This window comes from Amycolatopsis vastitatis (assembly GCF_002234595.1).
In the GTDB taxonomy this organism is placed as follows: Bacteria; Actinomycetota; Actinomycetes; order Mycobacteriales; family Pseudonocardiaceae; genus Amycolatopsis; species Amycolatopsis vastitatis.
Genome location: NZ_NMUL01000042.1, coordinates 13,592 through 29,673 on the forward strand (window position 1 = coordinate 13,592; position 16,082 = coordinate 29,673).

Genomic DNA, 16,082 nt, shown 5'->3' on the forward strand with positions numbered 1-16,082 from the left:
CGGTGGCAGGCAGTACGCTGCGGCCCTCCGGAGGGGGTGGGGAGGACGGATGAGCGTGGCCGAAGAGCTGGTCAAGGCGGTTCGCGCCGGGTTGGCCGGGGCGGCCGACCCAGAAAAGGCACCGGCGATGCGGGCGTACATGAAGTCGGCCATGCCCTTCCGCGGCGTGGCGAAACCCCAGCGCAGCGCGCTCCTCAAGCGGGTGCTGGCCGACCACATACTGCCCGATCGAGTGACGTATTCGGCGACCGTCCTCCAGTTGTGGCGGACCGCCGAATTCCGCGAGGAGCGGTACGCGGCCATCGATCTTTCCGGATATCGGGCATACCGGCCGTGGCAGGACGCAGGGTTGATCCCGATGTACGAGGAAATGATCGTCAGCGGGGCGTGGTGGGACTACGTGGACGAGCTGGCCATCCGCCGGATCGGGCCGATCCTGCGATCCGGCCGTGCTCGGGTCACTCCGGTCATGCTGGACTGGGCGGCGGGCCGGGACCTCTGGCGGCGGCGCACGGCGATCATCTGCCAGGTCGGCGCGAAGGAGGACACCGACACCGACCTGCTCACCCGGGCGATCGAGCCCGCGATCGCCGAGCCGGAGTTCTTCCTGCGCAAGGGAATCGGCTGGGCCTTGCGGGACTACGCGAGGACGGCACCGGACTGGGTGCGGTCTTTCGTGGACGAGCACCCTGGCCTGTCCGGGTTGTCCCGCCGCGAAGCGCTCAAGCACATCGGGTGATGTGCGGCTGCGGGCGGGACGGATCCGGAGAGTCAGCGCACGTGCCCAGAAGGTCGGCTGGCGTCCCCGGGGGGTCGACTCGCGTACCCAGACAGTCGGCTCGCGTACCCGAACGGCCGGCTGGCTTGCCCAGAGGATCGACCCGCGACCCGGAGGGTCGACTCGCGCACCCACAGGGTCGACTCGCGCACCCACAGGGTCGGCTGGTTCGCTCGGCTGCTCCGCGGCGCGGTCCGGGGACGCGAAGAGGGGCCGGTGCCCCGGCCCCTCTTCCTGTGCGTCGTGCGCGGCGGCTACGCGCGGAGCGTCGCGTCGAACCGCTCGCCCGCCGCGGCGATCGCCGCGTCGCGGGCCTTCGTCGCCTCGTCGACCGTCAGGGTCCGGTCCGCCGCGCGGAACCGCAGCTTGTAGGCCAGCGACCGCTTGCCCTCGCCGACCTGCTCGCCGGCGTAGACGTCGAACAGCGTGATGTCCTCCAGCAGCTCGCCGGCCCCGTCGCGCAGCACCGTGGCGAGGTCCGCCGACGGCACGTCCACGGCCGCCACCAGTGCGACGTCCAGCAGCACCGGCGGGTAGCCGGACACGCTCGGCGCCGGACGCGAATCCGGCAGCGGGATCGCCTCCAGGTCCAGCTCCATCGCGACCGTCCGCGGCGGCAGGCCGAGGGCCTCCACCACCTTGGGGTGCAGCTCGCCGGCGTGGCCGACCGGCCAGTCGCCCACCCGCAGCTGGGCGCAGCGGCCCGGGTGCCACGGCGGCAGGTCGGTGGCCTGCACGGTCAGCTCGACACCGGCGGCCTCGGCGACCGTCCGGGCGGCCTGCACCGCGTCGGCCCAGCTCGCCTGCTCGCCTCCGCCCCACCAGCCGGGACGGCGCCGGTGACCGGCGAGCACCACGGCGACGTGCAGCGGCTGCTGCGGCACGGCCGCTTCGAGCAGGGCCAGCTCCTCGTCCGTCGGCCGCCGGTCGACGCCGAGGTCCGGCATCTTCAGCGGGTTCGGCGCGGGCAGTACCACCTGGCCGATCTGGAACAGCGAAACGTCCTTCATCCCGCGCGACACGTTGCGCTGCAGCGTGTCGAGCAGGCCCGGCAGCAGCGTGGTGGCCATCCGGTTGCGGTCGGCCTCCAACGGGTTGCGCACCACGACGGTGTTGCGGCGGACGTCGTCGGCGGGCAGGCCGAAGGCGTCCCACACCGCGTCGCCGACGAACGGGAACGGCCGCACCTCGACGTACCCGGCTTCGGCCAGGGCGCGTGCGACGTTGCGGCTGCGCCGCTGGGCGTCGGTCAGGCCGCGGCCGGCCGGGGCGGCGGGCAGCGTCGACGGGATGCTGTCGTACCCCTCCAGCCGCAGCACCTCTTCGACGAGGTCGGCGGGCTGGCGAAGGTCGCCGCGCCAGCTCGGCGGGATGGCGGTGACCAGGCCGGTGCCGTCGTCGCCGGTGCCGACCGAGACCTTGCAGCCGATCTGGGTGAGCCGGCGGACGGTCACCCCGCGCTGGTAGTTCACGCCCGCGACCTTGTCGGGCAGGTTGATCGGCATCACGACCGCCGGGTTCGGCTCGACCACGCCCTCGTCGGTGCGGCCGGGCTGGATGGCGGCGTCGCCGTACTGGCGCAGCAGGCGGGCGGCCAGCTCGACGGCGGCCGGGCACAGCTGCGGGTCGGTGAACCGCTCGAACCGCTTGGCGGCCTCGGAGAACAGCTTGTGCCGACGCGCCGTGCGGCTGATCGCGGCCGGGTTCCAGTGCGCTGCCTCGAGCAGGACGTCGGTGCTCTCGGCCGTGATCTCGGTGCTCGCGCCACCCATCGTGCCCGCCAGCGAGATGACCCCGCTGTCGTCGGCGATCACGATGTCGTCCGGGTCGAGCGCGCGCTCGACATCGTCCAAAGTGGTCAGTTTCTCGCCCGGCGCCGCCCGGCGGACCACCAGGTCGCCCTGGATGGCCTTGGTGGCGAACGCGTGCAGCGGATGCCCGAGCTCGAGCATCACGTAGTTCGTGACGTCCACGGCCAGGGAGATGGAGCGGATGCCGGCCAGCATCAGCCGCCGCCGCATCCACCAGGGGGTCGGCGCGGTCGCGTCCAGGCCGGTGACGCGGCGCAGCACGAACCGCGGGCAGCCTTCCGGGTCCTCGACGCGGACCGGCCAGGCGTCGCCCTCGGCCGCCGGGACCTCCAGCAGGGCCGGGTCGCCGAAGGGCACGTCCAGCGCGTTCGACAGCTCGCGCGCGAGGCCGCGGATCGACAGCGCGTAGCCGCGGTCCGGGGTCGGGGCGAGCTCGATCACCGTGTCGCCGAGGCCGAGCAGCTCGCTCGCGTCGTCGCCCGGGCTCGCGGTGCCCGGCGGCAGCACGAGGATGCCGGTGTGGTCGTCGCCGAGGCCGAGCTCGCGCGCCGAGCAGATCATGCCGTCGCTGATCCGGCCGTAGGTCTTGCGGGAGGCGATGGCGAAGTCACCGGGCAGGACGGCGCCGGGCAGCGCGACGACGACCAGGTCGCCCTCGGCGAAGTTGCGCGCGCCGCAGATGATGCCGCGGGTCTTGATGCCGTGCGGGCCCTCGTCGAACTCGCCGGCTTCGTCGTCCTCGTCTTCGTCCTCGTCGTCCAGGTCCTCGGCTTCGTCGGTGGGCTCGCCGACGTCGACGCGGCAGAACCGGACCGGCTTCTTGAACTCGGTGAGCTCCTCGATCTCGGCCACCCGGCCGACGAGCAGCGGGCCGGTCACGGGCCCGAGCTCGCTCAGGTCGTCGACCTCGATCCCGATCCGCACGAACGCGTCGGCCAGGTCCTGCGGCGTGACCTCCTCGGTGAGATCGAGGTGTTCGGTCAGCCAGCTGACGGGGAGTCGCACTACGCCTCCGTTCCGAAGGGAAGGGTGAAGCGGACGTCGCCTTCCACCATGTCGCGCATGTCCGGGATCCCGTTGCGGAACTGCAGGGTGCGCTCGATGCCCATGCCGAAGGCGAAGCCCGAGTACACCTCGGGGTCGACGCCGCAGGCGCGCAGCACGTTCGGGTTGACCATGCCGCAGCCGCCCCACTCGACCCAGCCGGGGCCGCCCTTCTTCTCCTCGAACCAGACGTCCACCTCGGCGGACGGCTCGGTGAAGGGGAAGAAGTGCGGGCGCAGCCGCGTCTTCGAGTTCTCGCCGAACATCGCGCGGGCGAAGGCGTCGAGCGTGCCCTTGAGGTGCGCCATGGTGATGCCCTTGTCCACCGCGAGGCCCTCGACCTGGGTGAACACCGGGGTGTGCGTCGAGTCGAGCTCGTCGGTGCGGTACGTCCGGCCCGGGCAGACGACGTACACCGGCAGGTCGCGGTGCAGCAGCGTGCGGGCCTGCACCGGCGAGGTGTGCGTGCGCAGCACCAGGCCGGAGTCCTCTTCGCCGACGTAGAAGGTGTCCTGCAGCTGGCGGGCCGGGTGGTCCTTGCCGAAGTTCAGCGCGTCGAAGTTGAACCACTCGGCTTCGAGCTCCGGGCCCTCGGCGACCTCGTAGCCCATCGCGACGAAGGCGTCCGCGACGCGTTCGGAGACGGTGCTGATCGGGTGCCGGGCACCCCGCGGGACGCGGTCCCACGGCAGGGTGACGTCGACGGCCTCTTCGCGCAGCACGCGCTCGTCACGCTCCACCTGGAGCTCGGCGCGGCGCTTGTCGAAGGCCGACTGGACGGCCTGCCGGGCCTCGTTGACGCGCTTGCCCGCCTCGGCCTTCTCCTGCTTGGGCAGGGCGCCGATCTCGCGGCGGGCCAGCAGCAGCGGCGAGTGGTCGCCGAGGTGAGCGGGCTTGACCTCGGCCAGCGCTTCGAGCCCGGTCGCGGCGGCGAACGCCGCTTCGGCGGCCTTGACGGCCTCCTGCAGCGTTTCGGGGGCGAGTACCGCGCCCTGGGCTTCCTTCTCCGTGGCTCCGGACATAACTCCTCGGCGTCCGCTGGGACTGGTCGTTCGCGCGCCGCCGGACACGCGGCACGCGAGAGGTCAAAGGCGAGAAAAGTCTATGGGATCGGGTCCGCGCGGCCCCGGTCGCCCTCGAAGCCACGCGGCTGCCCGGCCGGCGCGCCCGGAACGCTTCGGCGGCACGAGCCGAAACGAACCCGCCGGCGGCGGCGCAGCGACACAGCGCGGCCGGATGACGCGCCGCCGGAGACCGGCGGCCAAAGAAGGAAGGAACGGCCGTACGACAAGGGTTCCCGCCGGTCAGCGGCGTGCCGCCATCGCGCTCGTGTAGACGCAGACGGCCGCCGCCGTCGCGAGGTTCAGGCTCTCGGCCCGGCCGTACAGGGGGATCCGGATGGCGAGGTCGGTCCGGTCGAGGACGTCGGGCGGCAGGCCGTGGGCCTCGTTGCCGAACACCCACGCCGTCGGCGCGGCGAGGTCCACCCGATCGAGTTCGGCGTCGGCGTAGCCGTGGGCGGCGAACGTCCGCAGGCCCGCGGCCGAGCAGGCGGCCAGCGCGGCCGGGACGTCGCGGACGCGCGCGATCGGGAGGTGGAACAGGCTGCCGGCGGCCGCGCGGACGCACTTGCCATTGTGCGGGTCGACGGTGTCGCCCGCGAGGACCACCGCGTCGGCGCCCGCCGCGTCGGCGACGCGGATCACCGTGCCCGCGTTGCCGGGGTCGGCGACGTCCACCAGCACCACCACGAGCTTGGCGGCCGGGGTCACGGCCTCTTCGAGCGGGCGGTCCAGCAATGCGCAGACGGCCACGATGCCCTGGGGCGTCACGGTTTCGCTCAGCCCGTCCGCGGCGCGGTCGGTGATCGGCGAGACGGCGACACCGGCCTCGCGGGCCGCGTCGAGCAGGCCGGCGTGCTGTGCCGCCGCGCGCTCGGTGACGAACAGCTCGTACACGGTTCCGCCGGACAGCGCGGCCTCGACGGCGTTGGCGCCCTCGGCCAGGAACCGGCCGGTCTTGTCGCGTTCCGCGCGCCGCGTCAGCTTGCGCGCAGCAACGACCCGGGGGGTCCGCTCGGTGAACGGTTCCGCCCCGGGTCGGGAAAAGCTGCCGGTCAGGCCGACTTCGCTTCGCCGGTGTTCACGTTGGCCTTGGCGAGCTCGGCCAGCGCGGTGAAGGCGGCGGCGTCGTTGACGGCCAGGTCCGCGAGGATCTTGCGGTCGACCTCGACACCCGCGGCCTTGATGCCCTGGATGAACCGGTTGTAGGTCACGCCGTTCGCACGGGCGGCCGCGTTGATGCGGGTGATCCACAGCTGGCGGAAGTCACCCTTGCGGGCACGGCGGTCCCGGTAGGCGTAGTTGAGCGAGTGAAGCGTCTGCTCCTTGGCCTTGCGGTACAGCCGCGAACGCTGGCCGCGGTAGCCGCTGGCCAGTTCGAGAGTTGCGCGACGCTTCTTCTGGGCGTTGACCGCCCGCTTGACGCGTGCCACGGGTCCATCCTGTCGATCTCAGGGGGCGAAGGGGGAAACGCCCCGGGTGGTTAGAGCAAGTTCTGCGGGATCAGATGCCGAGCAGGCGCTTGAGACGGCCGGCCTCGGTCTTCGACACCTCGGTGGTGCCCTCGAGACGGCGGGTCACGCGGCTGGACTTCTTCTCCATGCGGTGGCGCCGGCCGGTCATCTGGCGGCGCAGCTTGCCCGTACCCGTCTTGCGGATGCGCTTGGACGTCCCGCTGTGGGTCTTCATCTTCGGCATTTCTGTCCTCTTTCGTGCGGCGGCTCACCGGAGAACCGGTGAGCCGCTGACTCGTGCTGGTCGGCGCTTATGCCTCAGGGGCCGGGTCGGGCGCCTGCTCGGCCTTGGCCTTCGGCTTCACGTTCTTGTGCGGGGCCAGCACCATGATCATGTTGCGGCCGTCCTGCTTGGCCGACGACTCCACGAAACCGAGCTCGGTGACGTCCTCGGCGAGCTTCTGCAGCAGCCGGTAGCCGAGCTCCGGCCGGGACTGCTCGCGACCGCGGAACATGATCGTGACCTTGACCTTGTTGCCCGCCGCCAGGAAGCGCGACACGTGACCCTTCTTGGTCTCGTAGTCGTGCTGGTCGATCTTGGGGCGCAGCTTCTGTTCCTTGATGACGGTCAGCTGCTGGTTGCGACGCGACTCGCGGGCCTTCTGCGCGCTCTCGTACTTGAACTTGCCGAAGTCCATGAGCTTGCACACCGGCGGGCGGGCCTGCGGCGCGACCTCGACGAGGTCGAGGTCGTTCTCCTGCGCCAGGCGCAGCGCATCCTCGATCCGGACGATGCCGACCTGTTCGCCGGCGGGTCCGACGAGTCGGACTTCCGGCACCCGGATACGGTCGTTGATGCGTGTCTCGGAGCTGATGGGGCCTCCTTGGTCCGAGGAATGTTTCCTGTTCTCGTTCGACCTGGTGCCCACATAGCGAAGGCCCCGACACCGTTCGGTGCGCGGGGCCCACTCTGTTTCCGATCGCACCCGGCCGCGAAGCCGGGCACTTCACCCTGGACTTCACGCCCGGGCGAGACCGGACCCGACCACCTGTACGGTGACGCGGGTGGGAGCGGGGCTCCACTTGCCGCCCCCGATCGCTCGGGGGCTGGTCGCTCGTGGAAGGGTACCAGACGTGTCGGAACAACCTTCGCAACAGCCCCCGTATTCCCCGGAAGCCCGCCACCTGGAGGACATCCCCAGCGTGGAAGTGATCAGCCGCGCCGCGGTCATGCTGCTGTCGGCGGGCGCCGAACGGCTCGGCCTCGCCGACGCCGACCCGGCCACCTCCCCGCACCGCGACCTCGACGAAGCGCGCCGCCTGATCACCGCGCTGGCCGGGCTCGTGACGGCCTCGGCGGAGTACCTGGGCCTGCACGCCGGCCCCTTGCGCGACGGCTTGCAGTCGCTCCAGAAGGCGTTCCGCGAGGCTTCCGTCGTACCCGATCCGCCTGGGCAGGGACCCGGAGAGAAGTACACCGGCCCGGTCTACTGACCGCGGGCCCGACCTCGCTCAGAACCTCCCCCGCCCTCTCCGGGGGGCGTCCCCGAGTCCAGTGTATCGGGGGTGCCGGACGAAAAGCCGGAGAAGGCGGGGGCCAGGGCGGAGTTGTCCACATCACGGGCCGGCTGTGGACAACCGTGAACCGAACCGCGAACCCGCCCGGATGTGACCGGCCGGTTCAGGCCGCCTGGATGTGACTGAGCAAGCCTGGCGGAACGAGCCACCGACATCTAACATGTTAGATGTGAGTCTCTCGAAGGTCGCTCGTCCGCTGCTGCGTGACGAGGCGTACGACCGCATCCGCCAGGCCATCGTCGACGGGACGCTGCCGCCCGGTGCTGCGCTGCGCGACGGCGATCTCGCCGATCAGCTCGGGCTCTCGAAAGCCCCCGTTCGGGAAGCTCTGCGCCGCCTGGCCGAAGAAGGGCTCGTCGACTCGAAGCCGCAGAGCTACACCCGGGTCTCCGATGTCATGTCGCGCGATGTGCTCGATGCCCGGGAGATCGTGCGGGTGCTGCACGAGTTCGCCGTCCGGCAGGCCGTGCCGAAGTGCCGTCCGGGCGACGTCGCCGCCATGCGGGCGGCCAACGACCGCTTCGCCGCCGCCATCGAGGCCGGTGATGTCGCGGCCGCCGTGAAAGCGGACGACGAACTGCACGACATTCCCGTAAGGCTCGCCGGCAACGCCGCTGTCGCCGCGACCCTCGACCGGTACACGCCGCTGCTGCGCCGGCTGGAGCACGCCCGGTTCAGCTCCGCGCTCGCCTGGAACTCCGTCGAGCGCCACACGCGGCTCATCGACGCGCTCGAAAAGCACGACACCGGCGAAGCCGTCTCCGTGATTTCCACCATCTGGACCGACCTCCTGGAGGACCGATGACCCTCGCCGACTTCCCGCGCTTCCCGTTGCTGTTCGGGCCGTCGCCGGTGCACCCCCTGGACCGGCTCACCGACCACCTCGGTGGCGCGAAGGTCTGGGCCAAGCGCGAAGACGTCAACTCGGGCCTCGCGTACGGCGGCAACAAGACCCGCAAGCTCGAGTACCTCGTCGCCGACGCGCTCGCCCAGGGTGCCGACACGCTCGTCTCCATCGGCGGCGTCCAGTCCAACCACACCCGGCAGGTCGCCGCCGCCGCGGCGCGCGCCGGGCTGAAGGCCGTGCTCGTGCAGGAAAGCTGGGTCGACTGGCACGACCCGCTCTACGACAAGGTCGGCAACATCCAGCTCTCGCGGATCCTCGGCGCCGACGTCCGGCTCGTCGAAGCCGGCTTCGGCATCGGCTTCAAGCAGACGTGGGAGGACGCGATCGCCGAGATCGAGGCCGGCGGCGGGAAACCGTACGCCATTCCCGCCGGCGCTTCCGACCACCGGCTCGGCGGGCTCGGCTTCGCGAACTGGATCGTGGAACTCGAGAAGCAGGAAGAGGAACTCGGCGTCTTCTTCGACACCGTGATCGTCTGCTCGGTCACCGGCAGCACCCAGGCCGGGATGGTCGCCGGGACCGCGCTCGGCAAGAAGCGGCGGATCCTCGGCATCGACGCCTCCGCCAAGCCGGACGAGACCCGCGAGCAGGTCACACGCATCGCGCGCAACACCGCCGAGCTGATCGGCGCCGGGGAGATCCCCGACGTCGAACTCGACGATCGCTACCACGCCGGGATCTACGGCATTCCCGACAAGTCCACTGTGGACGCAATCGAGACGTGCGCCCGGCTGGAGGGGATGATCACCGACCCGGTGTACGAGGGCAAGTCGATGGCCGGGCTGATGGACCTCGTCAAGAACGGCGAGATCGCGCGGGACTCGAACGTCCTCTACGCCCACCTCGGCGGGCAGCCAGCCCTGAACGGCTACACGAGCGTCCTGGGCTGACCGCCGCCACCGGAGTCAGTCCAGCACGCAGAGCACGTCGATCTCGACGAGCAGCTCACCCGGGAGACCGACGTACACCGTCGTGCGGGCCGGCTGCGGCGCGTCGCCGATCAGCTCGTCGTACACCTCGTTGAACGGCGCGAAGTGCGCCGTGTCGGTCAGGTACACCCGCACCATGATCGCGTCCGCGAGGCTCGAGCCCGCCTCCGCCAGCACGGCTTCGATGTTCTTGAACGTCTGCCGGGTCTGGCCGGCGACGTCGTCGCCGACGATCTCGTTCGTGGCCGGGTCGAAGGCGACCTGGCCGGCGACCTGCAGCAGGTTCCCCTTGCGGACGGCCTGCGAGAACTTCGCCGGCGGCTTCGGCGCGTTCTCGGTGGAAACTGCCGTCTTGCTCATCAGTGCCCCTTTCCGTTCCCCGTCCATCCACTGTGGACGGAAGCTTCGTGCGTCGCCGCCCGCAGGTCCGGGACCAGGGCGAGCAGGCCTTCGTAGTCGAGCAGCACCTTCGGCACCGACATCGACGCGGCGGCGAGGACTTCGCCGCCCGTCCCCCGCACCGGCGCCGCGATGCAGTGGATGAAGTCCTCGTGTTCGGCGTTGTCGACGGCGTACCCGAGCTGGGCCACGCGTTCCAGCTCGGCCAGGTAGGCCTCGGGCGTGGTGATCGTGTTCGGCGTCCGCACCGGGTACTCGATCGACCGCGCGATCTCCTCGCGGCGGGCCGCGGGCATCGCGGCGACCAGCACCTTCCCCACCGCGGTGCAGTGCAGCGGCGCGCGCTTGCCGATGCGCGAGTACATCCGCACCGAGTGCCTGCCTTCGAACTTGTCGATGTAGACGACTTCGCCGTCCTCGTAGCTGGCCAGGTGCACGGTGTGCCCGGTGCGCGCGTTGAGGGCGGCGAGCGCGGGCTGGGCGCTGCGCCGGACGTCGAAGGAATCGAGGGCCTGGTTGGCGAGGTCGAACATGGCGCTGCCCAGCCGGTAGTACCGGGCGCCCTCCCGGCGGACGAAGTGGTGCTGTTCGAGGGTGCGCAGCAGCCGCAGCACCGTCGACTTGTGCACGCCGATCTCTTCGGCGAGGTCGTCGAGGGTGCGGGCGTCCTTCGCGATCGAACCCAGCAACGTCAGCGCGCGGTCCAAGCTCTGGCTCATGTGAGTACCACGCCCTCTCCGGTCAGCCGCGCCGAACGCCACTCGTCCGGGTCCGCGTGCAGCAGGGTATCCACGACCGGGGGCGGCAGCGGCACGCCGACGTCGTCGTGGGTGAGCAGGGTGACGGCGGCCTGGAGGTGCCCCTGCCGCAGCCGCTCCAAGGGCCGGGCCCCGCGCAGCGTCGCGGCCAGGAACCCGGCGGCGAACGCGTCGCCCGCCCCGACCGGCTCGACGACGTCGACCTTCAGCGCGGGCGCGAACAACGGCTCGCCTTCGACCAGCGTCGCGCCGCGTTCGCCGTGCTTGACGACGAGCGTGCGCGGCTCCGGGAGCAAAGCCCGCAGTTTCGCCGGGTCGCCGGTCCCCCACACCCGCTGGGCCTCGTCGTCGCCGGTCAGGACGATGTCCGCCCGACCGGCCAGTTCGGCGAGCAGCGCCGGGTCACGGCCCGTCCAGAGCGCCGGCCGCAGGTTGACGTCGAACGAGATCAGCCGGTCGCCGCGGGGCATGTCCAAGAGCGCGCGCACCAGCGCGAGACAGCTGTCCGACAGCGCCGGGGTGATCCCGGACAGGTGCAGCACCCGGACGCCGTCGAGGTCGAGCCGGTCGAGCAGCGAAGGCCCCATCCCGGACGCCGCCGAGCCGGTCCGGTAGTAGCGCACGGGACTGCCGCCCGCGCCGCTTTCCTTGACGTAGAGCCCGGTCGGGCGCAGCGGGTCGACGTAACAGGCGCTGACGTCGACACCGTGGGAAGCGACCTCCCGCAGCATCGCGCGGCCGAACGGGTCGTCACCGACGGCGCTCACCCAGCCGCTGCGGATCCCCAGCGTCGGCAGGTTGCAGGCCACGTTCGATTCGGCGCCGCCGATGGTGCGCACCCAGTGCTTCACCTCGTCCGGCGGGCCGGGTTCGGCGGGCACGAACAGCGCCATCGACTCGCCCACACACAGCACCTCGGGCCCGCTCGTCACTGTCCGTCTCCCTGCCCTTCACCCCGTTGACCTGTGGCGACCCCGGATGCTACACCTATGGGGCGCACCATGCGCAACAGTCGTTGCAACATACGCAACAGAGGTCGCCGCCGATGAACCCTTGCCCGATGGACCCTTGCCTGATGGACTCCGCCGCGCTCGACGCCCTCCGCCGGGAGCGGATCGACTGGCGTTTCCGCTCGGCCGCGCCCGCGTTGGCCGGGCTCACCCTGGACGAAGCCGCGGACCGCCGGCTCAACCTGTTCACCGACGGGTTCTTCGCCCCTTTCGTCGTCCTCGACGACGAAGCCCTCGAGCACAACCTGCGGACGATGGCCGCGTGGTGCCTCGCCCGGGGCGTGGTCCTCGCCCCGCACGGCAAGACGACCATGGCGCCGCAGCTGTTCGCGCGCCAGATCGAGCACGGCGCATGGGGCGTGACCTGCGCGAACGCCGGTCACCTCCGGATCTACCGCGCTTTCGGCGTGTCCCGGATCCTGCTCGCCAACCAGTTCCTCGACCCCGCGGGCCTGCGCTGGCTGGCCGCCGAGCTGGTGGCGGACCCCGCGTTCGAGTTCCTCTGCTGGGTCGACTCGGTCCGCGGCGTCGAGCTGATGACCGAAGCCCTGCAAGGCGCCGAACGCCCGGTCGACGTCCTGGTCGAACTGGGCGCCGACGGCGGCCGCACCGGCGTCCGCGACACCGCCACCGCGCTGGCGATCGCCGAAGCGGTGGCTGCGAGCCCGGTGCTGCGCCTGCGGGGCACCGGCGGCTACGAGGGCGCGTTGTCGCACGACACCGACGAAGCCGCGCTGGCCAAGATCAGCTCCTATGTGGACAGTCTGCGTGACCTCGCGATCTCGTTCGCGGACAAGGGACTCCTCGACGGGCAGATCATCGTCACCGCCGGCGGCAGCGCGTACTTCGACCAGGTCGCGAACGAGCTGACGAAACCGTGGCCGGAGGGTCTCGACGTGCTGCCGGTACTGCGCAGCGGCGCGTACCTCACCCACGACGACGGCTTCTACCGCGAGATCTCCCCGCTCGGCGACCACCCGCGCATCGACGGCGTCGCCTCCTTCCGGCCCGCGCTCCGGGCCTGGGCGCAGGTGACGTCGAAGCCGTCGGACGTCCTCGCGCTGCTGACCCTCGGCAAGCGCGACGCGTCCTTCGACGAGGGCATGCCCGAGCCCCAGCTGCGCCGGACGCCGAGCGGGCCCGCCGAGCCGCTCGAAGGGCACGTCGTCGCGAAGATGAACGACCAGCACGCGTTCCTCACCCTGCCCTCGGGCTCCCCGGTCGAGGTCGGCGACTGGATCGGCCTCGGCCTTTCCCACCCCTGCACGGTGTTCGACAAGTGGCCGCTGCTGCCGGTGACCGCGGCCGACGGCGAAACCGTCGTCGACTACGTCCGGACGTGGTTCTGATGGACGTCGTCTTCCGGGGCGCGCTGGTCGCCGACGGCACCGGCGACGCGCTCGCCCGGCACGACGTCGGCGTCACCGGGGACCGGATCGCCGAAATCGCCGAGCCGGGCTCGCTCACCGGACGCCGGAGCGTCGACGCGGACGGCTTGGTCCTCGCGCCCGGGTTCATCGACATGCATTCGCACTCCGACCTGCAGCTGCTGGCCAATCCGGAGCACCCGGCCAAGATCACGCAGGGTGTGACGACCGAGGTGCTCGGCCAGGACGGGCTTTCGTACGCGCCCGTCAACGACGTCGTGCTCGAAGCGCTCAGGCAGCAGCTCGCGGGCTGGAACGACGACCCGCCGGGGTTCGACTGGAACTGGCGCTCGGTCGGCGAGTACCTCGACCGCCTCGACCGGGGCGTCGCCGTCAACGCCGCCTACCTGGTGCCGCAGGGCACGGTCCGCATGCTTGCCGTCGGCTGGGACGACCGCCCGGCGACGGACGCCGAGCTGAACCGGATGAAGGAACTCGTCGCCAGTGGCCTGGCCGAGGGCGCGGTGGGGATGTCGTCCGGCCTCACCTACACACCAGGGATGTATGCGGAGACCGGCGAACTGGTCGAGCTGTGCCGCGTCGTCGGCGAGCTGGGCGGGTTCTACAGCCCGCACCACCGCAGCTACGGCAAGGGCGCGCTGGAGGCGTTCGCCGAGATGATCGACGTCTCGCGCCGGTCCGGCTGCCCCCTGCACCTGGCGCACGCGACGATGAACTTCTCCGTCAACAAGGGCAAGGCACCCGAGCTGCTGAAGCTCCTGGACGACGCGCTCGACGACGGCTGCGACATCTCCCTCGACACCTACCCGTACCTGCCGGGCGCGACGTACCTGTCGGCGCTGCTGCCGAGCTGGGCCGCCGAAGGCGGCCTCGACGCCACGCTGGCTCGCTTGTCCGATGTGGACCAACGCGAGCGGATCCGCGCCGCGATCGAGGAGTCCGGTTCGGACGGTGCGCACGGCGTCCCGATCGACTGGGAAGCCATCGAAATCAACGGCGTCCGCAACGAGCGCAACGCCCACCTCGTCGGGCACAGCGTCGCCGCTTCGGCCGCCGCGGCGAACGTGCCGCCGTCAGAGCTGTACTTCGACACCCTGCTCGACGAACGGCTCGGGACGTCGTGCCTGATGCACGTCGGGCACGAGGAGAACGTCCAGGCCATCATGCGGCACCGGACGCACACCGGCGGCAGCGACGGGCTGCTCGTCGGCGCGCGGCCGCACCCGCGCGCGTGGGGCACGTTCCCCCGCTACCTCGCCCGGTACGTCCGCGAACTGGGCGTACTGGACCTCGCCGAGTGCGTCGCCCACCTCACCGGGCGGGCCGCGCGGCGGCTGCGGCTGACCGACCGCGGGCTGGTCCGCGCCGGGTACGCCGCCGACCTGGTGCTGTTCGACCCCGAAACGATCACCGACACCGCCACCTTCGAAGACCCGCGGCAGCCCGCCACGGGCCTCACCCACGTGTTCGTCAACGGCGTCGCCGCCCTCGACGACGGCCGTCCCACCGGCGCCCTCGCCGGCCGTTCCCTGCGCAACCCCCGGAGAGCCCGATGATCCACTGGCTGCAACACACCACGGGTGGCCTGCTCACGCTCGCCGCCGTCTCGATCGCCGTCCTGCTGGCGCTGATCATCAAGCTGCGGCTCGAACCCTTCATCGCCCTCATCGTCGTCGGCCTGCTCACCGCGCTGGCCGCGGGCCTGCCCGTCGGGACGATCGTCGGGTCGGCCCAGAAGGCGTCGGACTCCCTGCTGGAAAAGGGGTTCGGCAGCATCCTCGGGCACATCACGGCGATCATCGGCCTCGGCACGATCCTCGGGTCGATCCTGGAACGCTCAGGCGGCGCGAAGGTGCTGACCGGCGCGTTGCTGCGGTCGTTCGGCGAAAAGCGGGCGCCGCTGGCGATGGGTGTCGCCGGGTTCGTCTTCGGCATCCCGGTGTTCTTCGACATCGGCATCTTCGTCCTGGCCCCGCTGGTCTACGTCGCCGCGAAGCAGGGCGGCAAGTCGCTGGTGCTGTACGCGATGCCGCTGCTGGCCGGCCTGTCGATCACGCACGCCTTCCTGCCGCCGCACCCGGGCCCGGTGGCCGCGGCCGGGCTGCTGCACGTCGAGCTCGGCTGGATCATCCTGATGGGCCTGGCCTGCGGTATCCCCGCGTTCCTCATCGGCGGCGTGCTCTACTCGACGTGGATCGGCAAGCGCATCACGGTCGACGTGCCGGAGGACATGGTCTTCGCCGAAGAAGAGGGCGAGCAGGAGGAGAACCCGCCGTCGCTCGGGCTGGTCGCCGCGATCATCGCGGTGCCGCTGGTACTGATCCTGGCCGGCACGTTCGGCAGCATCTGGCTCCCGAAGGGTTCCGCGCTCGCCGGCGTCGCCGCGTTCATCGGGACCCCGGCGGTCGCGCTGACCGTGGCCGTCCTGCTCGCGTCCTGGCTGCTGGGCCTGCGGCGCGGCTTCACCGGCAAGGACCTCAACGAGCTGGCCGCGAAGTCGCTGCGGCCGGTCGCGATGATCCTGCTGGTCGTCGGCGCGGGCGCGTTCTTCGGCGCGGTGCTGTCGGCGACCGGGATCGGCAAGGCCGTGGCCGACTCCCTGCACGACGCCGGGCTGCCCGTGCTGCTCGCGGCGTACGTCATCAGCTGCGGCATGCGCATCGCGCAGGGCTCGGCCACCGTAGCCATCGTCACCACCAGCGGGATCATCGCGCCGACCGTGGCCCAGCTCGGGTATTCGCAGATCCAGCTGGCCCTGCTGGTGATGGCGATCTCCGCCGGGTCGATCATCGCCTCGCACGTGAACGACGGCGGGTTCTGGATCGTTTCGCGGTACTTCAACCTCACCGTGCCGCAGACGCTCAAGTCCTGGACCGCGCTGGAAACCGTGCTTTCCGTTTCCGGATTCGGGGTTTCGGCATTGCTCATGGCTGTGGTCTAGACCATACTGGAGCAAGCCGCCTCG

General features: G+C 71.2%; 16 protein-coding genes. 7 read left to right on the top strand and 9 right to left on the bottom strand.

Annotated elements, in window-relative coordinates:
- Positions 1-49 precede the first annotated feature (49 nt).
- The gene (locus tag CF165_RS35395) at positions 50-739 is read left to right on the top strand and encodes a DNA alkylation repair protein (protein WP_093951944.1); all 690 of its coding nucleotides are present in this window, start codon (positions 50-52) and stop codon (positions 737-739) included.
- A gap of 293 nt (positions 740-1,032) precedes the next feature.
- Here CF165_RS35395 and pheT read toward each other — a convergent pair whose 3' ends face one another.
- The 6 genes from pheT to infC all read right to left on the bottom strand — a co-directional run bounded on the left by pheT (position 1,033) and on the right by infC (position 7,077).
- Positions 1,033-3,594 (bottom strand): phenylalanine--tRNA ligase subunit beta, encoded by a 2,562-nt coding sequence (gene pheT, locus CF165_RS35400; protein ID WP_093951945.1) that lies wholly within the window; start codon positions 3,592-3,594, stop codon positions 1,033-1,035.
- Entirely contained in the window at positions 3,594-4,655 is a 1,062-nt protein-coding gene (gene pheS, locus CF165_RS35405) for a phenylalanine--tRNA ligase subunit alpha (RefSeq protein ID WP_093951946.1), read from the bottom strand. The genes pheT and pheS overlap by 1 nt, the downstream gene beginning before the upstream one ends.
- Positions 4,656-4,937: 282 nt before the next feature.
- Positions 4,938-5,753 carry a TrmH family RNA methyltransferase gene (locus tag CF165_RS35410; RefSeq protein ID WP_276209750.1) on the bottom strand — a complete coding sequence of 272 codons (816 nt, stop codon included), beginning with the start codon at positions 5,751-5,753 and terminating at the stop codon, positions 4,938-4,940.
- Entirely contained in the window at positions 5,750-6,127 is a 378-nt protein-coding gene (gene rplT / locus CF165_RS35415) for a 50S ribosomal protein L20 (RefSeq protein ID WP_004559056.1), read from the bottom strand. The genes CF165_RS35410 and rplT overlap by 4 nt, the downstream gene beginning before the upstream one ends.
- 70 nt (positions 6,128-6,197) lie before the next feature.
- Positions 6,198-6,392 (bottom strand): 50S ribosomal protein L35, encoded by a 195-nt coding sequence (gene rpmI / locus CF165_RS35420; RefSeq protein WP_013227847.1) that lies wholly within the window; start codon positions 6,390-6,392, stop codon positions 6,198-6,200.
- Positions 6,393-6,459: 67 nt separating this feature from the next.
- Positions 6,460-7,077 (bottom strand): translation initiation factor IF-3, encoded by a 618-nt coding sequence (gene infC, locus CF165_RS35425; protein ID WP_093951947.1) that lies wholly within the window; start codon positions 7,075-7,077, stop codon positions 6,460-6,462.
- A 205-nt stretch (positions 7,078-7,282) separates the two neighbouring features.
- On the opposite strand from infC, the gene CF165_RS35430 reads away from it, so the two are divergent.
- The 3 genes from CF165_RS35430 to CF165_RS35440 all read left to right on the top strand — a co-directional run bounded on the left by CF165_RS35430 (position 7,283) and on the right by CF165_RS35440 (position 9,523).
- The gene (locus CF165_RS35430; protein WP_167441657.1) at positions 7,283-7,642 is read left to right on the top strand and encodes a DUF1844 domain-containing protein; all 360 of its coding nucleotides are present in this window, start codon (positions 7,283-7,285) and stop codon (positions 7,640-7,642) included.
- A 244-nt stretch (positions 7,643-7,886) separates the two neighbouring features.
- The gene (locus CF165_RS35435; RefSeq protein WP_205661061.1) at positions 7,887-8,531 is read left to right on the top strand and encodes a GntR family transcriptional regulator; all 645 of its coding nucleotides are present in this window, start codon (positions 7,887-7,889) and stop codon (positions 8,529-8,531) included.
- Positions 8,528-9,523 carry a 1-aminocyclopropane-1-carboxylate deaminase gene (locus CF165_RS35440; protein WP_093951949.1) on the top strand — a complete coding sequence of 332 codons (996 nt, stop codon included), beginning with the start codon at positions 8,528-8,530 and terminating at the stop codon, positions 9,521-9,523. Before CF165_RS35435 ends, CF165_RS35440 begins: the two co-directional genes overlap by 4 nt.
- Positions 9,524-9,538: 15 nt before the next feature.
- Here CF165_RS35440 and CF165_RS35445 read toward each other — a convergent pair whose 3' ends face one another.
- Genes CF165_RS35445 through CF165_RS35455 form a run of 3 tightly spaced genes read right to left on the bottom strand, consistent with a single transcriptional unit; the run spans position 9,539 to position 11,651 of the window.
- Positions 9,539-9,922: a RidA family protein gene (locus CF165_RS35445; protein WP_093951950.1), complete on the bottom strand. Its 384-nt coding sequence runs from the start codon at positions 9,920-9,922 to the stop codon at positions 9,539-9,541.
- Positions 9,922-10,680 carry an IclR family transcriptional regulator gene (locus tag CF165_RS35450; protein ID WP_093951951.1) on the bottom strand — a complete coding sequence of 253 codons (759 nt, stop codon included), beginning with the start codon at positions 10,678-10,680 and terminating at the stop codon, positions 9,922-9,924. Before CF165_RS35450 ends, CF165_RS35445 begins: the two co-directional genes overlap by 1 nt.
- Positions 10,677-11,651 (bottom strand): sugar kinase, encoded by a 975-nt coding sequence (locus tag CF165_RS35455; RefSeq protein ID WP_093951952.1) that lies wholly within the window; start codon positions 11,649-11,651, stop codon positions 10,677-10,679. Before CF165_RS35455 ends, CF165_RS35450 begins: the two co-directional genes overlap by 4 nt.
- A gap of 128 nt (positions 11,652-11,779) precedes the next feature.
- On the opposite strand from CF165_RS35455, the gene CF165_RS35460 reads away from it, so the two are divergent.
- Genes CF165_RS35460 through CF165_RS35470 form a run of 3 tightly spaced genes read left to right on the top strand, consistent with a single transcriptional unit; the run spans position 11,780 to position 16,058 of the window.
- Positions 11,780-13,078 carry an amino acid deaminase gene (locus tag CF165_RS35460; protein WP_093951953.1) on the top strand — a complete coding sequence of 433 codons (1,299 nt, stop codon included), beginning with the start codon at positions 11,780-11,782 and terminating at the stop codon, positions 13,076-13,078.
- On the top strand, positions 13,078-14,673 hold the full coding sequence (locus CF165_RS35465) for an N-acyl-D-amino-acid deacylase family protein (protein WP_093951954.1): 1,596 nt from the start codon (positions 13,078-13,080) through the stop codon (positions 14,671-14,673). The genes CF165_RS35460 and CF165_RS35465 overlap by 1 nt, the downstream gene beginning before the upstream one ends.
- Positions 14,670-16,058 carry a GntP family permease gene (locus tag CF165_RS35470; RefSeq protein WP_093951955.1) on the top strand — a complete coding sequence of 463 codons (1,389 nt, stop codon included), beginning with the start codon at positions 14,670-14,672 and terminating at the stop codon, positions 16,056-16,058. The genes CF165_RS35465 and CF165_RS35470 overlap by 4 nt, the downstream gene beginning before the upstream one ends.
- Positions 16,059-16,082: the final 24 nt, after the last annotated feature.